Annotated in this window: 8 protein-coding genes and 2 pseudogenes; 5 read left to right on the plus strand and 5 right to left on the minus strand. The window is 43.0% G+C overall.

The genetic code is table 11. The features are described from left to right. From VLN09_RS00265 to VLN09_RS00275, 3 genes are all read right to left on the minus strand, one after another. Positions 1 to 802 (minus strand): hypothetical protein (locus VLN09_RS00265; RefSeq protein WP_325242970.1); only part of this gene is annotated, 802 nt, incomplete at its 3' end. A gap of 215 nt (positions 803 to 1,017) precedes the next feature. Next, positions 1,018 to 1,656 (minus strand): 2-polyprenyl-3-methyl-6-methoxy-1,4-benzoquinone monooxygenase, encoded by a 639-nt coding sequence (gene coq7 / locus VLN09_RS00270; protein ID WP_325242986.1) that lies wholly within the window; start codon positions 1,654 to 1,656, stop codon positions 1,018 to 1,020. Between the two features lie 218 nt (positions 1,657 to 1,874). Continuing rightward, positions 1,875 to 3,215, minus strand: a complete 1,341-nt coding sequence (locus VLN09_RS00275; protein ID WP_325242972.1) for an MFS transporter — start codon at positions 3,213 to 3,215, stop codon at positions 1,875 to 1,877. Positions 3,216 to 3,637: 422 nt separating this feature from the next. Between VLN09_RS00275 and VLN09_RS00280 the strand changes: the two genes are divergently transcribed. Together VLN09_RS00280 and VLN09_RS12335 are read left to right on the plus strand one after the other, a co-directional pair. Next, positions 3,638 to 7,021 carry an autotransporter assembly complex protein TamA gene (locus VLN09_RS00280; protein ID WP_325242974.1) on the plus strand — a complete coding sequence of 1,128 codons (3,384 nt, stop codon included), beginning with the start codon at positions 3,638 to 3,640 and terminating at the stop codon, positions 7,019 to 7,021. Between the two features lie 81 nt (positions 7,022 to 7,102). Continuing rightward, complete coding sequence (locus VLN09_RS12335; RefSeq protein ID WP_325242976.1) at positions 7,103 to 12,097, plus strand: translocation/assembly module TamB domain-containing protein; 4,995 nt, start codon at positions 7,103 to 7,105, stop codon at positions 12,095 to 12,097. Positions 12,098 to 12,241: 144 nt separating this feature from the next. On the opposite strand, the gene hemP is transcribed toward VLN09_RS12335, so the two are convergent. After that, complete coding sequence (hemP, locus tag VLN09_RS00290) at positions 12,242 to 12,406, minus strand: hemin uptake protein HemP (RefSeq protein WP_020443783.1); 165 nt, start codon at positions 12,404 to 12,406, stop codon at positions 12,242 to 12,244. A 209-nt stretch (positions 12,407 to 12,615) separates the two neighbouring features. Between hemP and VLN09_RS00295 the strand changes: the two genes are divergently transcribed. The 3 genes and pseudogenes from VLN09_RS00295 to VLN09_RS00305 all read left to right on the plus strand — a co-directional run. Beyond that, positions 12,616 to 13,698 carry an NUDIX domain-containing protein gene (locus tag VLN09_RS00295; RefSeq protein ID WP_325242980.1) on the plus strand — a complete coding sequence of 361 codons (1,083 nt, stop codon included), beginning with the start codon at positions 12,616 to 12,618 and terminating at the stop codon, positions 13,696 to 13,698. A gap of 460 nt (positions 13,699 to 14,158) precedes the next feature. Next, the gene (locus VLN09_RS00300; protein ID WP_325242982.1) at positions 14,159 to 15,262 is read left to right on the plus strand and encodes a lipocalin family protein; all 1,104 of its coding nucleotides are present in this window, start codon (positions 14,159 to 14,161) and stop codon (positions 15,260 to 15,262) included. Between the two features lie 345 nt (positions 15,263 to 15,607). Then, positions 15,608 to 16,621 (plus strand): annotated as a pseudogene (locus VLN09_RS00305) (glyceraldehyde-3-phosphate dehydrogenase); the annotation flags it as partial. A gap of 42 nt (positions 16,622 to 16,663) precedes the next feature. Here VLN09_RS00305 and VLN09_RS12270 read toward each other — a convergent pair. Continuing rightward, positions 16,664 to 16,714, minus strand: a pseudogene (locus tag VLN09_RS12270) (hypothetical protein); the annotation flags it as partial. Positions 16,715 to 16,762 lie beyond the last annotated feature (48 nt).

Genomic DNA, 16,762 nt, shown 5'->3' on the forward strand with positions numbered 1-16,762 from the left:
GTTTAATTTTGATGGCACGGTCGACGTATTGCCCGCCACGTACGGTGTATTCCGAACCCAAATCCAAGTTACGTCCCATACCGTTTAGCTTAGCTGCACGTAATAGCACATCGTAAGAGGCATTTGGCGATTTGGCATAAGGCTCAATCCAGTCTGCTAATACTTTGATTTTTTCGCGAGCGTTGTGACGTTGGGTGCGGTTAGGGAAGTTTGGTGGATAGTGGCGTGCATTTGGCGACACCTCTGCGATAAAGTCATCCAGCAAGCTGACATCCAATTTATCAGTGCCCAGACCTTTTTGCTGCGGGATCAAGATGGTAGGTACAAAACTGATATCTGATAGCTTAACTTGCGGTGTTGGGATATTTGACAATTGACCGCCACGCAAATCAATACCCGTTGCAACCATTGGTCCACGCTCATAGACTCGGGTAGTACCGGTGAGTTCAGTATCTTGGTTGGCTTGAACCGCTTGATTTTGGGCGGCATTTTGAGGCACACGGCTAGGCTGTGTATTATGGGTTTGAGCATTCACTTGCGTAGCAGTAGTTGCAGCTGCTTCTGGTTGAGTAACGGCTGCTGTTTGAGTCGCACTAACAGTAGCATTAGGTCTAGCAAGACGAATCACTCGTTTGCTTGAGTCAATTGCGCTTGGTACAGCTGTGTTTACGGTAGCTGAAGCATCAACTTCGGCAGCATTCACAGGCACAGACAACATCATGGCACAGGCTGCGGCGAGTGCCGTTAAAGTCGCAAACTTAGGCGATTTTTGAGAGTGGGTCGGTTGGCTGATCGCTTTCATAAAGATAGTTACCTTGTTTAATCGTTATTTTGTCTATTTGGTCGTTGTTGATAAATCAATGCCTAATACTGCCTGATATCGATGCCTTATAGCTATGGTTAAGGCAAAATCGTACAAGTTTTTCATACCCTAGCAAATTAAGCGTCATACAAACAGTGGTAGGATTGTTAAAAATCATCACTGATAGGTGTTGCTATACTGTATTTTTAATTGAATTATAGATGGTAAGCGGTCGCTTTCATTCGGTTTGCCATCCATCTCATGGTATGGCGTACAGATGGTGATAATGCAGCACCGCCATTGGCTAGCGCCAGCTCACGATGATGCAACTCTTCGATATCCATTTGTGCCAGTATCTCTTTTGAGCGCAAATCTTGCGGTGGTAATTGCCCAATATGGTCTTGTAAATGCTCACTAACTTGTGCTTCTGTTTCTGCGACGAATCCTAAGCTAAACTCATTAGAGATAGCACCAGCGACCGCGCCAAGACCAAATGACATGCCATACCATAACGGTGTAAAAACACTTGGATGACTGCCAAGCTCGCTTAGACGAGTCTCGCACCAGACCAGATGATCGACTTCTTCAGCAGCAGATTGCTGCATAGCTTGCTTGACGTCATCATCTTTTGCCGTAAATGCTTGCCCGTGATACAACCCTTGCGCGCATACCTCACCGGTATGATTGATGCGCATCAATCCTGCGACATGACGCGCCTCCGTGATGCTCAGCTCAGGAATGTCATCGCTGCTGACAGGCAGTGGGCGAGTGCTGGGGTTTGAATGCGGTACGACCGCGCGCAATGCCTTGTCTACCCCAAGTAATAATTGATCCATTTTTGATAAGGGACGCAAAGCCATGGTTCACTCCTGATGGCAATATTTATTATGAATGGTGGTTTGCAATCTACTTTTGCAAGTGCTGCAACGGCTAGCATTTAAGTCATGAGCATTACTATAGCAAACAATCGCAATTGTCGGCATCATAATTATTTGGCTCATGATTGACTATTAAATGATTTATTAAACAGCGTTTGCTCATTAAAATCGCATTATCTAGGTTTGCTATTTCATTAATCATGTCTGTTCAGTTCGTCATCATGAGTTTGGATGCTGGCATATTGAATATGTCTGTTCAGCTTTGTATATAAAAACCAACCAAAAGCAATGTTAAGCAAACCTGTTACCAAGAACAGTTGTGGCAACGACATACCCAAGCTGTTTAATACCACGATGGAGAAAATCGCGGAACCGACCATGAATATGGCATTGAAGATATTGTTGGCACCAACGATGCGTGCGCGGTGGCTTTTGGGCGCATAAGCCTGCATAGACGCATATAAAGGGACGATATATAAACCGCCACTAAAGCCCAAAAAGAATAAATCAACAAATACACGCCAGCTACCAGTGATTGCGAACAGCCCACCAACCCCGATTAGGGTCTCGCTATTCACGTCAATTGACAATCCTGATAGAGAAAAATACAAGTCGATAGCAAAAATGCTTAAACCTGCAATGCCAAAGGGTAATAAACGTAGGCTGACCTGATTTTTAGTAAGCCTTTTACATAGTAATGAACCAATGGATACCCCAACCGAAAATAAAGTCAGCAGGAAAATTACTACTGACTCGTCGCCGTGTAGGATGACTTTGCTGAATTCAGGTGTTTGGGTTAAAAAGGTGGCGCCATAAAACCAAAACCAGCTATTGCCCAATATCACAAAGAACAAAAACCGTAACGAATATAAATAGCGTACCGTTGAGACACTGGTGGTAAAAATATTCCAGTTAATTTTTAAATCAGGCTGCATGGCTGGCATGGTGGGTATCGATCGTGCGGCAAAATAACCTAATACCGCAACCACCAATACCGTCGCGCTAATCCAGTATAGCGGCTGCGATACTTGAGTTAGGACGCCCGCAATAATCATACCGAGCAATATCGCCAGTGACGTACCCATCTGAAACAAGCCATTAGCACCGACCAATTCGTCTTTTTGCATCGCTTGTGGTAAGTAGGCGTATTTAATAGGCCCAAAACAGGTCGATTGGGTACCCATCAAAAACAGCGCGACAAATAATAGTGCGTACCACTCAAATACGAAGCCCACTGCAGCAATGACCATAATGGAGAGCTCAAGTAGCTTGGTAAAGCGGGTCAGTTTGGACTTTTCAAACTTATCAGCCAGTTGCCCAGCCAGAGCCGAAAATAGAAAGTAGGGCAAAATAAACAGCATCGCCGCCAAGTTATTTAAAATACTGACTTCAACACCAAGCTGACTGGCCGCCGTGTAGGTCAGTACCAGTATGAGGGCTTGCTTAAAGACATTGTCATTAAACGCGCCCAAAAATTGGGTAAAGAACATGGCACTAAAACGGCGGCGTTTAAATAATTGAAACTGATTGGCCATGAAAATTCCTACAAATGGATCAAGACAAGTAAAAGAGAAGAAAAACGTATAAGCTAGTCGTCGATATGACGATAATTATCAACGCTATCAAAAACTTAACTAAATATGACATAGGTTTTGTCACTGTTAAGCCGTATAATAGCAAGGCTTTGGTAAAAATACATGAACTCGATACTATGATTTCATAATTATCTAAGTTATGATTTGTAATTTTTAGCTGAGTAAATCCTGATAGCACCAGTGATAGCAAAGCGTTACAAGTGCTCAAAATGACTTAAATTAGCACCTAAACTGTTAGATAAAAAATCAGAGTAGTAAGTCAAAAATCGCGTTAGTTTATTGTCATTATTATAGTCACCGTTAAGACTTAGCAGTCGTCATCGTCAGCAACCTTGCACTGCGTGAGGGGATAGGAAATAAATATGAAACACCAGCCTTCAACGCCAGCGCACAATTTAGCAATGATGTCTCCTGCCACCTCAGTCTGCCAAAATGACTCAATCAAATCTAGCACTGCTATTAATACTAATGATGCTCCGCGTCTTTATTTTACTCGCACAGCGCTTTTTAGCGCCTTGACCACAAGCTTAGTTGGCGTTGGCTGTAGTCTTGCCCCTGCTGCTTTTGCGGCTACTACCGATATCAATAATAGCACCATCAACAATAGCCAAATAATAAAAAAGGCGGTGACAGCCCCGTCAGAAATGCCGAAAATAGCAAACCAGTCATCACAGCAAGCCTTAATTTCTAATGACAGTCAGCTTGATATGGCCTTAGATGCTCTACGCCTAAAAAAGGCTGTTGAGCAAGGTATTATTGAGCAATCTGTATTGGATGATTATAGTGAGCAAACGCTAGGTATTAAGAAGCCGAATGCAAAAAACTCAGCTAATAAAACTAGCGCTAATACTGCTCAAGCAAATACAGATGGATTCAATGACGGTTTTAATAATAGCTTTGATGATGTACAAGCAGCCGATACCAATGCAGGTCTAGAGCAACAAGCCGCTGCGATACAACAGCAGGGCTATCAGATGATGACGCCTGATGAGATTGACCGTGAGCTTGCAGCAATGGATAGGCAAAATGCGCAAGATATTAATAGTATCAGTAATAGTAGCAATAACGGCTTTGACGCGCCGATTGCCAGCTTAGACGCTCGCACGCCGCCGATAGGTCTGGATGTTGAGTTGGATGCGAGCAGTCTGCCAACACCAAGTAATTTGGATACATTAGGTATCATTGAAACCGCTGCTGAACGAGCTGAAACTGCAGAAATTATGTCGCGTCCCATTACTGTGAGCGATGCTGTTAGTAGCGGCAGCGCAACTCAGACCATTGATAATGATATTTTAGCCAATATCAATCAATCAAATGATACGGAAAGCTTTATCAATCCTGATGACTATTTGCCTGAGTATGAGAATGATACTGAAGCCGTTAACGACAGTATTGAGCAAGCTAAAAGTCCAAGCCCAAAGGCGCGCAGTAACGGCAATATCGTAAAGCGCCTTTACGATCGCTTATTTAATGCAGGCTCGTTGGCGCTACCGAATGTAGAGACGACCATTTACTTGCAACAAGCCGCAGCTAACAATACCAATGCTGTCAATGCCAAGCCGATATTGGTCAAAGCTGATAATGATGTGCAGCCGATAAAGAACATCAAAGCGGCACTCGATGATACCACTGTGCAGTCTGTGGTTGATTTTACAGCGGCGCTACCGCGCTTACGCCAGACGGCATTGGATGCCGCAAAAGCGGTTGGTTATTATGATATAACGTTGAGTTTGCGCCAGCCTTATACGGACACGATTGATGTCGTCATCGAAAAATTGGGTGAGCCGGTGCGCGTTGATAGCCGAATAATCGACATTCGTGGTGCAGGCAGTGAGCAAAAAGAATTTGCTGCATTGGAAAAAGATTTGCCGCCAAAAGAAGGCGATATCTTTAACCACCGTGTCTATAAAGACAGCAAAGCTGCGCTTGAATCACTTAGTAATACCTATGGTTATTTTGACCAATATTGGCTGAATAAATCTGTGGATATTATCTTGCCTGATAATACCGCTGATGTATCACTGGTCTATAATACTGGCGATCGCTATGAGTTTGATGAGGTAGTATTCTTTACTTATGATAGAGAATCGGGCACTTTGACTCGTGACCCTGCAAAACTGCCCGTTGAATTGTCATTGCTGAAGCAGTTATTTGACTTTAAAGAAGGCGATCCTTTTTATCGTCCTGCGGTGACCAAATTTAGTAATGATTTGTCGGCGACCCGCTATTTTAATACCGTCAACGTTGAGTCGATTTTGCCGCCTGATGAGCGTACACAAAGCGCTACTTTGGCCTTTGATAATTCGCCAAATGCTATTGAAACGTTAGATGGCGATATCAATAAAGCCTCTGATATTAATAATGCTCGCCAAATAGATAGTATCGGCAATGACGACGAGATTTATAGCACCAGTGGAGAAAAAGTCAATGCTGCTGACATCGCTGCTATTGAGTTTGAAGCTGACGAAGAGACGCTTGAAAAGTTACAGGCGATTAAGCAAAAAGCAGATCGTTTAAGCCGTCTGCCAAATGATCGGGTGTTGGATGAAAAAGAAGAAGATTCAAACAGTATCTTAGGTAAAATTAGTGATGCTATCAGTGACGTTGCACAAAAAATATTCCCTGATGAGCAAAGCATACTGGCAGATGAAAACTTTGTGCCACCGACATTAGCCGGACGTAAAACACCACAGGAAGTACTAGAAAGCAAAAAAGTACCACTCTATGTGTTGGTAGTGGCAAATAAACCGCGCGATGCTCAAGTCGGTATTGGTTACGGTACGGATACCGGTGTTCGTGCAACCGCGAAAATAGATTATAATTTGCTGAATCGTAAAGGCTATCAAGCGGGATTAGAAACAGAGGTGTCGAGGATTAGCAAAAACGTTGGTGCCTATGCTAGCCGACCATGGAAGCATCCTTTAAATGACAAACTTGAAGCTCGTCTGACATATGAAGAAGAGGTCATCGATCAAGGCGAAGGCAATTTTGACTTGTCTACTAGAACTGTAAAAGCGGCATTGTCGCGTAATATTCGCCGTGACAGCGGCTGGAATCGTAGCTACTCTGTAAGCTATCGCTTGGATGAGCTTGAGACAGGCATTGATGAGGCGCAGTTAGACGACCTTCCTATCAGATTTACATCCTCCAAACCCAAACAACAAGCTTTATTATTTGGCTATGGTGTCAGTAAAACAGATGTGGACAGTGTCACCAATCCAACTCGCGGTATCCGCCAATATTATTCGATTGAAGCTGGCGCTGATAAAGCGTTTAGTGATACCGATTTGGCAATTGCTCGCGCAGGCGTTAGTGGTATTTACAGTTTTGGTAGCGATGACAAGCACCAAGTTCTCGGTAGTATCAATACCGGTTATATTTGGGCCGATGACTTTAATGAGGTGCCTTATAAGCTGCGCTTCTTTGCCGGCGGTGATCAAAGTATTCGTGGTTATGACTACGAAAGCTTATCGCCACTAGATAAAGGTTATCTGACTGGCGGACAAATCCTCGCAGTCGGTAGTGCAGAATATAACTATGAGTTTAAACCTGGCTTTCGCGGTGCCGTTTTCACTGACATCGGTAATGCTTACGACAAAGATTTCGACACAGACACCAAAGTCGGCGTAGGTGTTGGTATTCGCTGGGCATCTCCTGTTGGCGTGGTACGCATTGATGTCGCAGCTGGCGTGACAGAAGAGAATATCCCAGTCAGGTTGCATCTGCTTATTGGCTCTCCCTTATAAATATAGTGTATAAGCAGAAGAACCGTTGTATTTATTATTCTAGCGCTTGCTAGTAACCATTCTCTAACGTAGTTGAGTGTCATGTCGACCAAAAATACCCCGCCTAATTTGCCATTAGATGAAGACCCAGCACAGCGAGATGCCCGCGCCGTCAGACGTTGGTATCCATTGTCTTTTGTCCTCAAATTGCTAGTGCTGATTATTATCGTGCTAGCGATTATGTTTGCTATCTTCTTATATGCGGCAGGTACCGAGTCAGGCACTAAGTTTATCTTAGAGAAAATCAGTGCAGAAACGGGTATTGAGTTCAAATACGGCAGCGGCAATCTACGTGATGGTCTTTTGCTCAGTGATATCGACATCAAAGCGACCGATAATCTTGAAGTATTAGTAGATAAAGCCTATGTCAAAATAGGCTGGCGTGCTGTCTTTGCCAAAGAAGTACATTTGCGTGATGCAGACATACAAACCATCAAGATTATTAATAAAAAACCGCCGACAGGCGAGGCGTACGATTATAGAACCTTAAGCTTACCGGTCAATCTACGTTTTGATCATGCAAAAGTAAAAACTATTATTTATAAGCAAGTCACTCGTGATCCCATTGTCGTGCATGATATTGAAGCGCGTGATTTAACTTGGGTTGGCAGTATGGTGACGGTTGGTGGCGGCAAATTGCAATATGGTGATATTGTTAAAGTCAGTGCTTTAAAAGGTCATGCCGATTTGCAAGGCGATTATCCTTTAGATTTGAGTGCCATTGTAGAAGTCAGTGCTTTAGAGAAGGCTTATATTGACCCCTTAAATATCACTGCAACAGGTACGTTAAAGCGTATTGTTGGCAAGGTTAGTAGCCGCTACAATGACAGTGCGGTTAGTGGCGACTTTGTGGTACAAGGCTTAGATCCTGATGCGCCATTTCAAGCAAAACTTGAATGGGATGATATTCTGGTTCCTTATGCGGATAGCCAAAATATTCACTTAAAGAGTGGTATGGTGACCGCATCAGGTGTTATATCAGAGATACGCCTGCGTATTAATACCGAATTGACCGCAAAAGACATTCCCTCAGGACATTATCAAGGGCGCGCCATTATTGCCAACAGCCAATTACGTGTTGATCGTCTAGATGCAGATGTTGCCGCTGGAAATTTGATATTGCAAGGTATCTTAGATTGGAAAGGCAGCTTTGATGCAAAGATACGCGCAACCGGTAATAATTTTGATGTACGGCGTGTGATTCCTAAAGAGTATGCGGACTTTAAAGTATATGCGCCGCAAAGGTTAAACGGTCCATTATCCGTCCATTATCAACATAAAAACAGCACCGGTAATATGGAGATGGACGCCGCATTGCGTCAGCGTGATGGCGAGCAAGTCAATGCCAATATTGTCCGTGGCAAAACCTCAGCCAAATCTAAACAAGTCGCGCCTTGGTATGTCGATGCAAGATGGCAAAACCTTGTGCGTAAAAATATTCCTAAGATTGGTAACATCGATAGCCCTCGTGGGCAAGCGAGTGTCATTGTTCGTGGCCCAAATCTTTCTATCGATGGCAAAGTAGTGATTAATGAGCTCAATGCCGCCCCCAAAGGCGATTACGATGTCAGGCTTCGTAAAGCGAGCAATGTCATTGATATCAGTCGCCTTAATTACCAAGGAGTAGTTGGCGATTTATCAGGAACGGGTCAGATTCAATTGGCAAGTAAAAAAGGTCCGCTCACTTGGCAGATTGATGCACGCACCAATGGCTTATTGCCCAAAAAATACCGCAGTGACATACCACTTGAGCGCCTAACAGGGCGTATCAATGCGCGCGGGCGTATGCTGAATATTACTAAAAATCGTGTCAAAGGTCAGCGTCATATTATTAATTTTAATAATACGGATTTGCAGGCGCAGCTTGATGCCACGCAGAAAGGTCGTGCGATCGGTATTACTGGCGGCGGCGATGCTAGTGTCGATATTATCGGTGGTAAGCTATCGGTCTTTGACGCCCGTTTTGACGGTCAAGTTGATACTGCTGATGTACCAAAAGGTCGTTTATCAATCGATGCGGCTGGTACGCCAAACCTGATTCGTATTCGTAAATTAAATTATAGTGGCGAAGCAGGTGCCGTCAAAGCCAATGGTGTCATTGACCTACGTAACAATATCGGCTGGACGCTAGATGGTCGCTTTGATAAGTTTAATTTGGGTTACTTTTTGCCTAACAACGCTGCCATCATTACTGGTGATTTAAAAACCACTGGCGAGTGGCAAAATCCACCCAAAAACAATGCCAAAGCAAAAGGGACGCTCAAAAACTTTGTCGTGAACTTTGATGGGGTGCTAGACGCTGAGCAATTGCCAGCAGGTAAACTCACTATTGACGCCAGCGGTGACTCACAGCTGATACGTATTAAGCGTTTCCGGCATGTAGGCGCGGCAGGCAGTATTGATGCTAAGGGCACTGTTGATGTGCGTCAGGGTCTTGTTTGGGATATTGATGCGGTCATGGATCGCTTTAATTTGGGTTATTTCTTCAAAGAAATACCGAGTACGATTACCGGTACTATCGATACCAGTGGACGTTGGGGCGACACCCAGCAGACTATTAATATCAAGCAAGTAAATTTAAGTGGGATGTTAAAAGGTCAGCCGCTTAGCGCCAAAGGCAGTTTAACGGCAAAACTAAATCTACCAAAAGATTTGGCAGACTATTTTAAGCGTTTGCAGAAGCAAGATGCGCAGGCACAATATAAGCAGGTTAATGCGTTAATCGAAAGCTTAAATGCCAATAATTTGGTACTGCGTTGGGGCGATAATTATATCACTGCCAATGGCAATGCCAAACAGCTACAAGCTAAGATTAATATCACAAGCCTTGACCAGCTCTCAGACAAGCTTACTGGTAAAGTTTCTGGTGGCGCCACTTTATCGCAGCCGGCAGGGCAAGCGTTACCAACGCTCTATGTGGATTTGGTAGGTGAGCGTATCTCGTTACCGGGCTTTATATTGCGTCAAGGACGTATACGCGGCAAGCTGGTCAATTTGGCAAACAGTCCAAGCCAGTTTATTATTACTGCCGAAGGCCTAGAGGCTGGGGGGCAAAGCTTCAAAAACCTTAATGCAACCTTTAATGGTACTGAACAAGCACACGTGGTTGATTTTGATCTACTTAATGAGAAGCTTAATATCTCAGCAAGGCTCAAAGGTGGCTTTAATCGAGATAAGCTTATATGGTCAGGCGTTATCGGTAAGGGTCAAGTTAAGTCTAAATATGCCACCCTAAATCAATTGCAGCCAGCGCAGTTGATTGTTAATTTTCCCAAAAAACAAGGTAAAAATAGCACAGACTTAAAAGTGCAGTTGGCAGCACATTGTTGGCAGGCGGCTGATCAAACAGGGAAACTCTGCTTACGTAAAAATCTTATTGCCTCAGCTGCCAGTGGTGAAGTCGATTTGGCAATACAAAAAATAGATACTTCACTATTCTCGGCGTTTTTACCAAAAGACATCGATTGGCATGGCAAAATTAATGGTAAAGCGATAGTCGGTTGGCAACGTGGTCGTCCACCGACTATTAATACCACACTGTATTCTGACAACGGTAAAATCGGCTTAATTCAAGACGGTGATAGCTTGCCTGTCACCTTGCCTTATAAGCGTATCTCGCTCATTGCTGTATCTGTCCCGAACGGTCTAAAGATACGCTCAGATATCAATACGGGCAGCGGTGCTCGTGGTTATGCAGAAGTGATCGTCGATCCGTATAAGACGCCCAAGCCAATCTCGGGTGCGTTGGTACTCAATGAGCTTAATCTGGCTATTTTCAAGCCTTTCTTCCCTGGTATGCGCGTGCTCGAAGGTAATATTACGATGGCAGGCGGTTTGGGCGGTACACTGGATAAGCCACAGTTTTATGGTGATGTAAAACTAGCCGATGGTCGAATGGCGATGCTTGATTTACCAGTCAATTTGACCAAAGTGAATGCCACTGCCAAAATCCGTGGTACTCAAGCGACTATCGATGGTAAGTTCAATAGTGGCACAGGTAGAGGGACGATTACTGGTACTGTCAATTGGCAACAAAAGCTACAGGCAAAGCTGAGTATTATTGGTAAAGGTTTGATATTGACTCAGCCGCCATTATTAGTGGCAAGTGTCAATCCTGATATCGATATCATCGTCCGTCCAGCCGATCGCTATGTCAATATTACAGGGGCAGTTAGTGTGCCGTCAGCGACCATCCGTCCGCCAGAGGCAAGTGAAGATATTATTACTCAGACGGAAGATGCAGTGGTACTTGACCGTCGTCTTATTGGTAATATTGAGGAGGTTTTAGCCCTCTCAAAACCTTGGTCAATCAATACTGATGTCGGTATCGATTTGGGTAATGATATTAATTTCCGCGGTTTTGGTGCGGTGATTCCTTTAGCCGGTGCCCTTCATGTCACTCAAAGCGGTACAGGCATCATGCGTGCAAAAGGTGTGGTACAGGTATCGCGTCGTACCAATATTAATGCCTTTGGACAAAATCTAGAGCTTAATTATGGTCAAGTGCGCTTTAATGGTGATGTCATGAAGCCAAACCTAAGTATCGAGGCGGTGAAAAATATCAATGGCAAGACCGTTGGTGTCCGTGTCAAAGGCAACACAGAAAGCCCCAATATCATTGTTTTTAATAATGCTGGACTCACGCAGCAGCAGGCGATGAATGCACTAATTACTGGTCGTATTGATAATCAAAGCGCCACTCAGATCAGTGAGCAGGGCTTTAAGTCACAGGTCACCAATAACTTAGCCGCCGCTGGACTCAGCTTTGGACTTAGTGGTACGCGCAATCTAACCAATCAAATCGGTCAAGCGTTTGGTTTCCAAAGCTTAACCGTTGATGCTTCAGGTAGTAGCGAGGATACTAACGTTAATATCACCGGTTATGTGACGCCTGACTTATATATCCGCTACGGCGTGGGTGTTTTTAATGCACAAAATAGCCTATCGATACGTTATCAGTTGACCCGCCGTATCTATGTGGAAGCAAGCACAGCGGCAGAAAATGCGGTGGATGTGGTTTATAGTTGGCAGTTCTAAAGATTGTAGCTACAGAGCCATTTTCATACTGGCTGTGATTTTTTCTGACCGACAATAGCAATATATTATTTGACCGATTATTATCATGTTACCAATAAAAAACGCCTTTTGATAAAGGCGTTTTTTATTGGTAAGACCCGCAATTTATTTGGTCAGAATTAACCGATTATTACGTGTTAAACGTAGACGATATTCTTCGCCTTCATGCTCAATACGTACCTCTTTAGTCAAAGCAAATAGATGCTGTGATTGCAAAGTAGGCAGGCGGTTTTCACGGAAGTTCAAATGGCGAGAGATAACAAGACTCATGGTAAATTCCTTTTGATAGCAAAGTAGCAAATATACAAAGTGATAAATAGTCATAGTAAATAATTATTAACGATAATAATTATCATTTAGATTGAAGGTTTTTGCAAGCAATTTTATAAAATAAATAATGGCGATTATGTAAACTTATCTAACTCATTTTTATACAAGCAATTAGACGAATCAATTCCATTAGTAAAAAAGGAAATAAAATGGCAGTCGAGCCAAATACCTTGATAGAAAATCAGGCAATAACCATCGTAAATGTAGCTGTGGCGGTTATTCATTATCAAGATCAATATTTGCTAGGATTTAGGGCGGCTTCTCAGCACCAAGGCAACCGCTATGAATTTGTAGGTGGAAAAATAGATGCTCATGAGTCGGCAACACAGGCTCTAATACGAGAAGTTGCTGAAGAGACAGGCATTAATATAGCCAGTAATATAGCGGTTAAACTGGGACGATTACATCATGATTATGGTGATAAACAGGTCTGCTTACAGGTCTACCGTATTGAGATAACCGCGCAACAATATGCGCAATATAAAAACCTAAGTCATGGTCTAGAAGGTCAAAAGCTGACATGGGTAGATAAAGAAAAGTTACTAGCGGGGGCTTATGATCTGCCCGCTGCCAACAAAACGATACTTGCTTGGTTGCAACTGTCAACGCAGATAAGCATTACTTATCCGTTAGCACATTTTGATGAATATCCTAACCCTGTGACCGCATGGCTACAATATCATCAGGAGCATTTGAAGGCGGATGCTTGGGTTTATATACGCATCAAAAAAGCAGAGGCAGAAGACAGTATCAAGCAGCTATTACATCTACGCCCTGACATTCAAGCGATTGTTCCTGATGGTTCGAGTACTAATGATCTAGACAATGCAGCAATAAATAATCAAATCGTAGCAGAGCATTTAACGCAGACACAGCTTGTGCAATGGTCAAACGGCGTGGTAGAAAACAATCTACCGTACTTTTGCCTCTCTTCAAGCTTGCCGCTAATCGTCAGTTGTCATGATAAAGAAAGTATTGATGCCGCCAATCAGCTTGCCCAATCGCGTTTTCTACATCAAATGCCACCCGTTATCGGTATTTTTTTGGCACCTGTTGAGTGTACGCAAACCCATCCTGATACGCCGCCGTTAGGTTGGCAGGCGTGGTCAAAATTAGCAGAATTAGCAGACATGCCAGTTATCGGTTTGGGTGGTTTGTCCCCTATGATGTATCAACAAGCGATGTTACATGGCGCGGTCGCCGTCGCTGGCATTCGGCAGTTTTTAAAATAGGTATTAGCGCCATTGCTATTATTATCTTTATAATAACTTGAAATGCTAAGCACATAATTAACTATAGATATTGATACCAGTAGCGTAGATAGAGCAGAGGCTTGCTTTAATTCTAAGCTAAATATGAAGCTGGCAATTAGATAAGGTAAGTCACTGCTTTCAATATTTTTTAATAGTTAATAAAATTGTAATCTTCCGTGGTCTATATACAGAATTACTTACAAACCGTTGCGTTTTCCTACATTGCTACACTGTTTTGATTGGGGCTTTACCATTACTATAAGTCATTACTTATCGAAGGGCGCAGAATAGCTCAATGGGTTATTACAGCCACTCTTAATTCTTATAACAAATTTAATTTTCATTTACCTATTGTCGTAGAAGTGATTAATGGAAATTATTTTGTATATGTCTGATAAAAAAGCGCTTTTAATAATCACTATTAATAAATGGTATGCCTATGAAAACCAACAAGTTACCGAGGTCAGAATGGTCTGATTCTAAGGCAGCTGGTTCTCAATCGCAGCAGACTGACCAGCCACCTAAGCATCAGTTACATAAAGATGAGGCAATACAAGCAGGTAATATTGACCATGCTAGTAATGATGCCAGCTATAGCCACAAAAGTTGTAATGACGAGTATTTGGATAGTCTGGCGCAAGATATGTCTAGCCAAGTCAGCTTTTTTGGCTATAAAAGTGTCAAAAAAACTGAAGTAAGCACAAAAAATTCTAGCGTAATGGATAATAATATCTTTACAGCCAGTGCTGTTGATATCAACTCTAGTAAGACCAATATTTTTGAAGAATTTGAGCAATCGACAGTTGAGGCAGGAAATAATATCTTTACTAAAGACCCAGCAACTATTGCAGAAATACCGGAGCGTATATTTATGAATGGTCTTATCAAGCATACTGGCATTGCCCTAGCTATTATCATCCCACTAGCGGCATTTTCTGCTTATGCAGCGACACCGCCTGTGACCCAAGCTGCTGCCGCAAATACTATTAAGACCACGACAAAGTTAGTCGATGTTAAAGCCAGTAATATTATTCATAAATCTGCTAGCACACCGACTACAGTAGATAGCGTTGATCTCAATAAATATGCTGGTACTTGGTATGAGATAGGTCGATTACCGATGTATTTTCAGCGCAACTGCGCTAGCGATGTGACCGCGACCTATGTTGAAAAAAGCGATGGTTCGGGCATTAAAGTTATCAACCAGTGCAAAGCTGAAGATGGTTCAAGTATTAACGCTGAAGGCTTAGCAAAACCTGCTGATGCGACAGGTAGTAAACTGAAAGTGACCTTTTTGCCATCGTGGATTCGTTGGTTGCCAGTAGGGCGAGCTGACTATTGGATATTGGCACGTGATCCAGACTACAAAACCGCTCTGGTTGGTACCCCTGATAAAAAGTATTTATGGCTGCTGGCTCGTTCGCCAAACGTAAGCCAAGAAACTTATGCCAAATACCGTCAAATTGCCCAGCAACAGGGTTATGATTTGAAAGAATTTAAATTAACGTCGCAGAGTAAGCAGACGGTGAATTTGATTCCATAAAAGTCTGATAATGGTTTATATTGCCTTTATTTATCACGGCTCTTGTATTTATCATTGTTTAAATGGATTTATAATAAGGCAGCATAATAGGCTGCCTTTATCGTAATAACCCGTTTTATTATGCTAAATCGGTAGTCATCAAATAGCTTGTGACTCATACAAATTTGTTATCACTAGCAAAATAAGGCGTTTTAAGCTAAAATCTAGCTTATCTACAGACTTCTATGATAATAATCGATGACAGCAGTCGTCTGTTAGCATATCTGAGTGAGTGCATAGACTGTATATACCCTATTCAATAATATTTCTTCCTATTTTACTGATTCCCCAATACTGACCATAAGGATGTTTCTCGTGAGTAACGCTGATACCTTACGCCAATTACATCAAGACCATTTGAGCAACTATAATAATCAAGAGCAACAAGCGATTGAGCTGATGGGGCTATTGAATAAGCTCTATAACGAGCAAGATGTACAAGTGACTTTATTTGGTGATACGCTAGACACCAATTCAGTAGGTCAAATATTGGCGTTGCATCAAAAAGTTGCCTTGCGTGACCAAGGTGCTCATGCTATTGATATCGCTGATACCTTAGCGATGGTGAAAGTTTTAGCGGATAACAAAGACATTCAAGCTACTCGTGTTGACGTTGGTCAGCTAATTGCTAATGACAGCGATATCCAAGCGGCATTACAGTCTATTGACAACACCAAAGTGGCTATCAATGGCGCGGCAGATGTGGTGCTATACGGTTTTGGTCGTATCGGTCGTATCTTAACACGTCTGCTATTATCACAAGCGTCATGTACCAAAGGTATTCCGTTAAAAGCCATTGTCGTACGTCCTGCATCAGCTGGTGACTTGGCTAAGCGTGCATCATTGCTAGAGCGAGACTCAATCCATGGTAGTTTCGCTGGTGGTGTGATTGTTGATGATGAAAACAATGGTTTGATTATTAATGGCCGCTTTGTCCAAGTTATCTATGCCAAAGACCCAAGCGAGATTGATTATAATGCTTATGGCATTAACGATGCATTGGTCATTGATAATACGGGTATCTGGAAAGACGAAGCGGGTCTTGGCAAGCATCTACAATCGATAGGTGTGAAAAAAGTGCTATTAACGGCACCTGCTGGCGGTGAAATTAAAAACGTCGTATATGGCGTTAATAATGATACCGTTGGTGATGACACTATTGTCAGTGCGGCGAGCTGTACAACTAACGCGATTACCCCAACGTTAAAAGTATTAAATGATGAATATGGTATCGAAAATGGTCACGTTGAAACGATTCATTCGTTTACCAATGATCAAAACTTGATTGATAACTATCATAAAGCTGATCGCCGTGGTCGCCCACTTGAGCTCCTTCTTGGCGGCTCGTTCGAAGAAGCGCTCGGAGAGCGGGCGGCGGGCAGCCGAGGCGCGGGCCTGCTTCGCCGGATCCACGTTGGTCAAAGCCTTGGTATTGACCTCGGTCCAGACACTGATGCGGGC

Origin of the sequence: Psychrobacter sp. (assembly GCF_035469765.1) — a bacterium.
Taxonomy (GTDB): Bacteria; Pseudomonadota; Gammaproteobacteria; order Pseudomonadales; family Moraxellaceae; genus Psychrobacter.

Coding starts and splice junctions, on each gene's coding strand:
- VLN09_RS00275 (WP_325242972.1), bottom strand. CDS start 3,215: ATGGCCAATCAGTTTCAATTATTTAAACGCCGCCGTTTTAGTGCCATG.
- VLN09_RS00280 (WP_325242974.1), top strand. CDS start 3,638: ATGAAACACCAGCCTTCAACGCCAGCGCACAATTTAGCAATGATGTCT.
- VLN09_RS12335 (WP_325242976.1), top strand. CDS start 7,103: ATGTCGACCAAAAATACCCCGCCTAATTTGCCATTAGATGAAGACCCA.
- hemP (WP_020443783.1), bottom strand. CDS start 12,406: ATGAGTCTTGTTATCTCTCGCCATTTGAACTTCCGTGAAAACCGCCTG.
- VLN09_RS00295 (WP_325242980.1), top strand. CDS start 12,616: ATGGCAGTCGAGCCAAATACCTTGATAGAAAATCAGGCAATAACCATC.
- VLN09_RS00300 (WP_325242982.1), top strand. CDS start 14,159: ATGAAAACCAACAAGTTACCGAGGTCAGAATGGTCTGATTCTAAGGCA.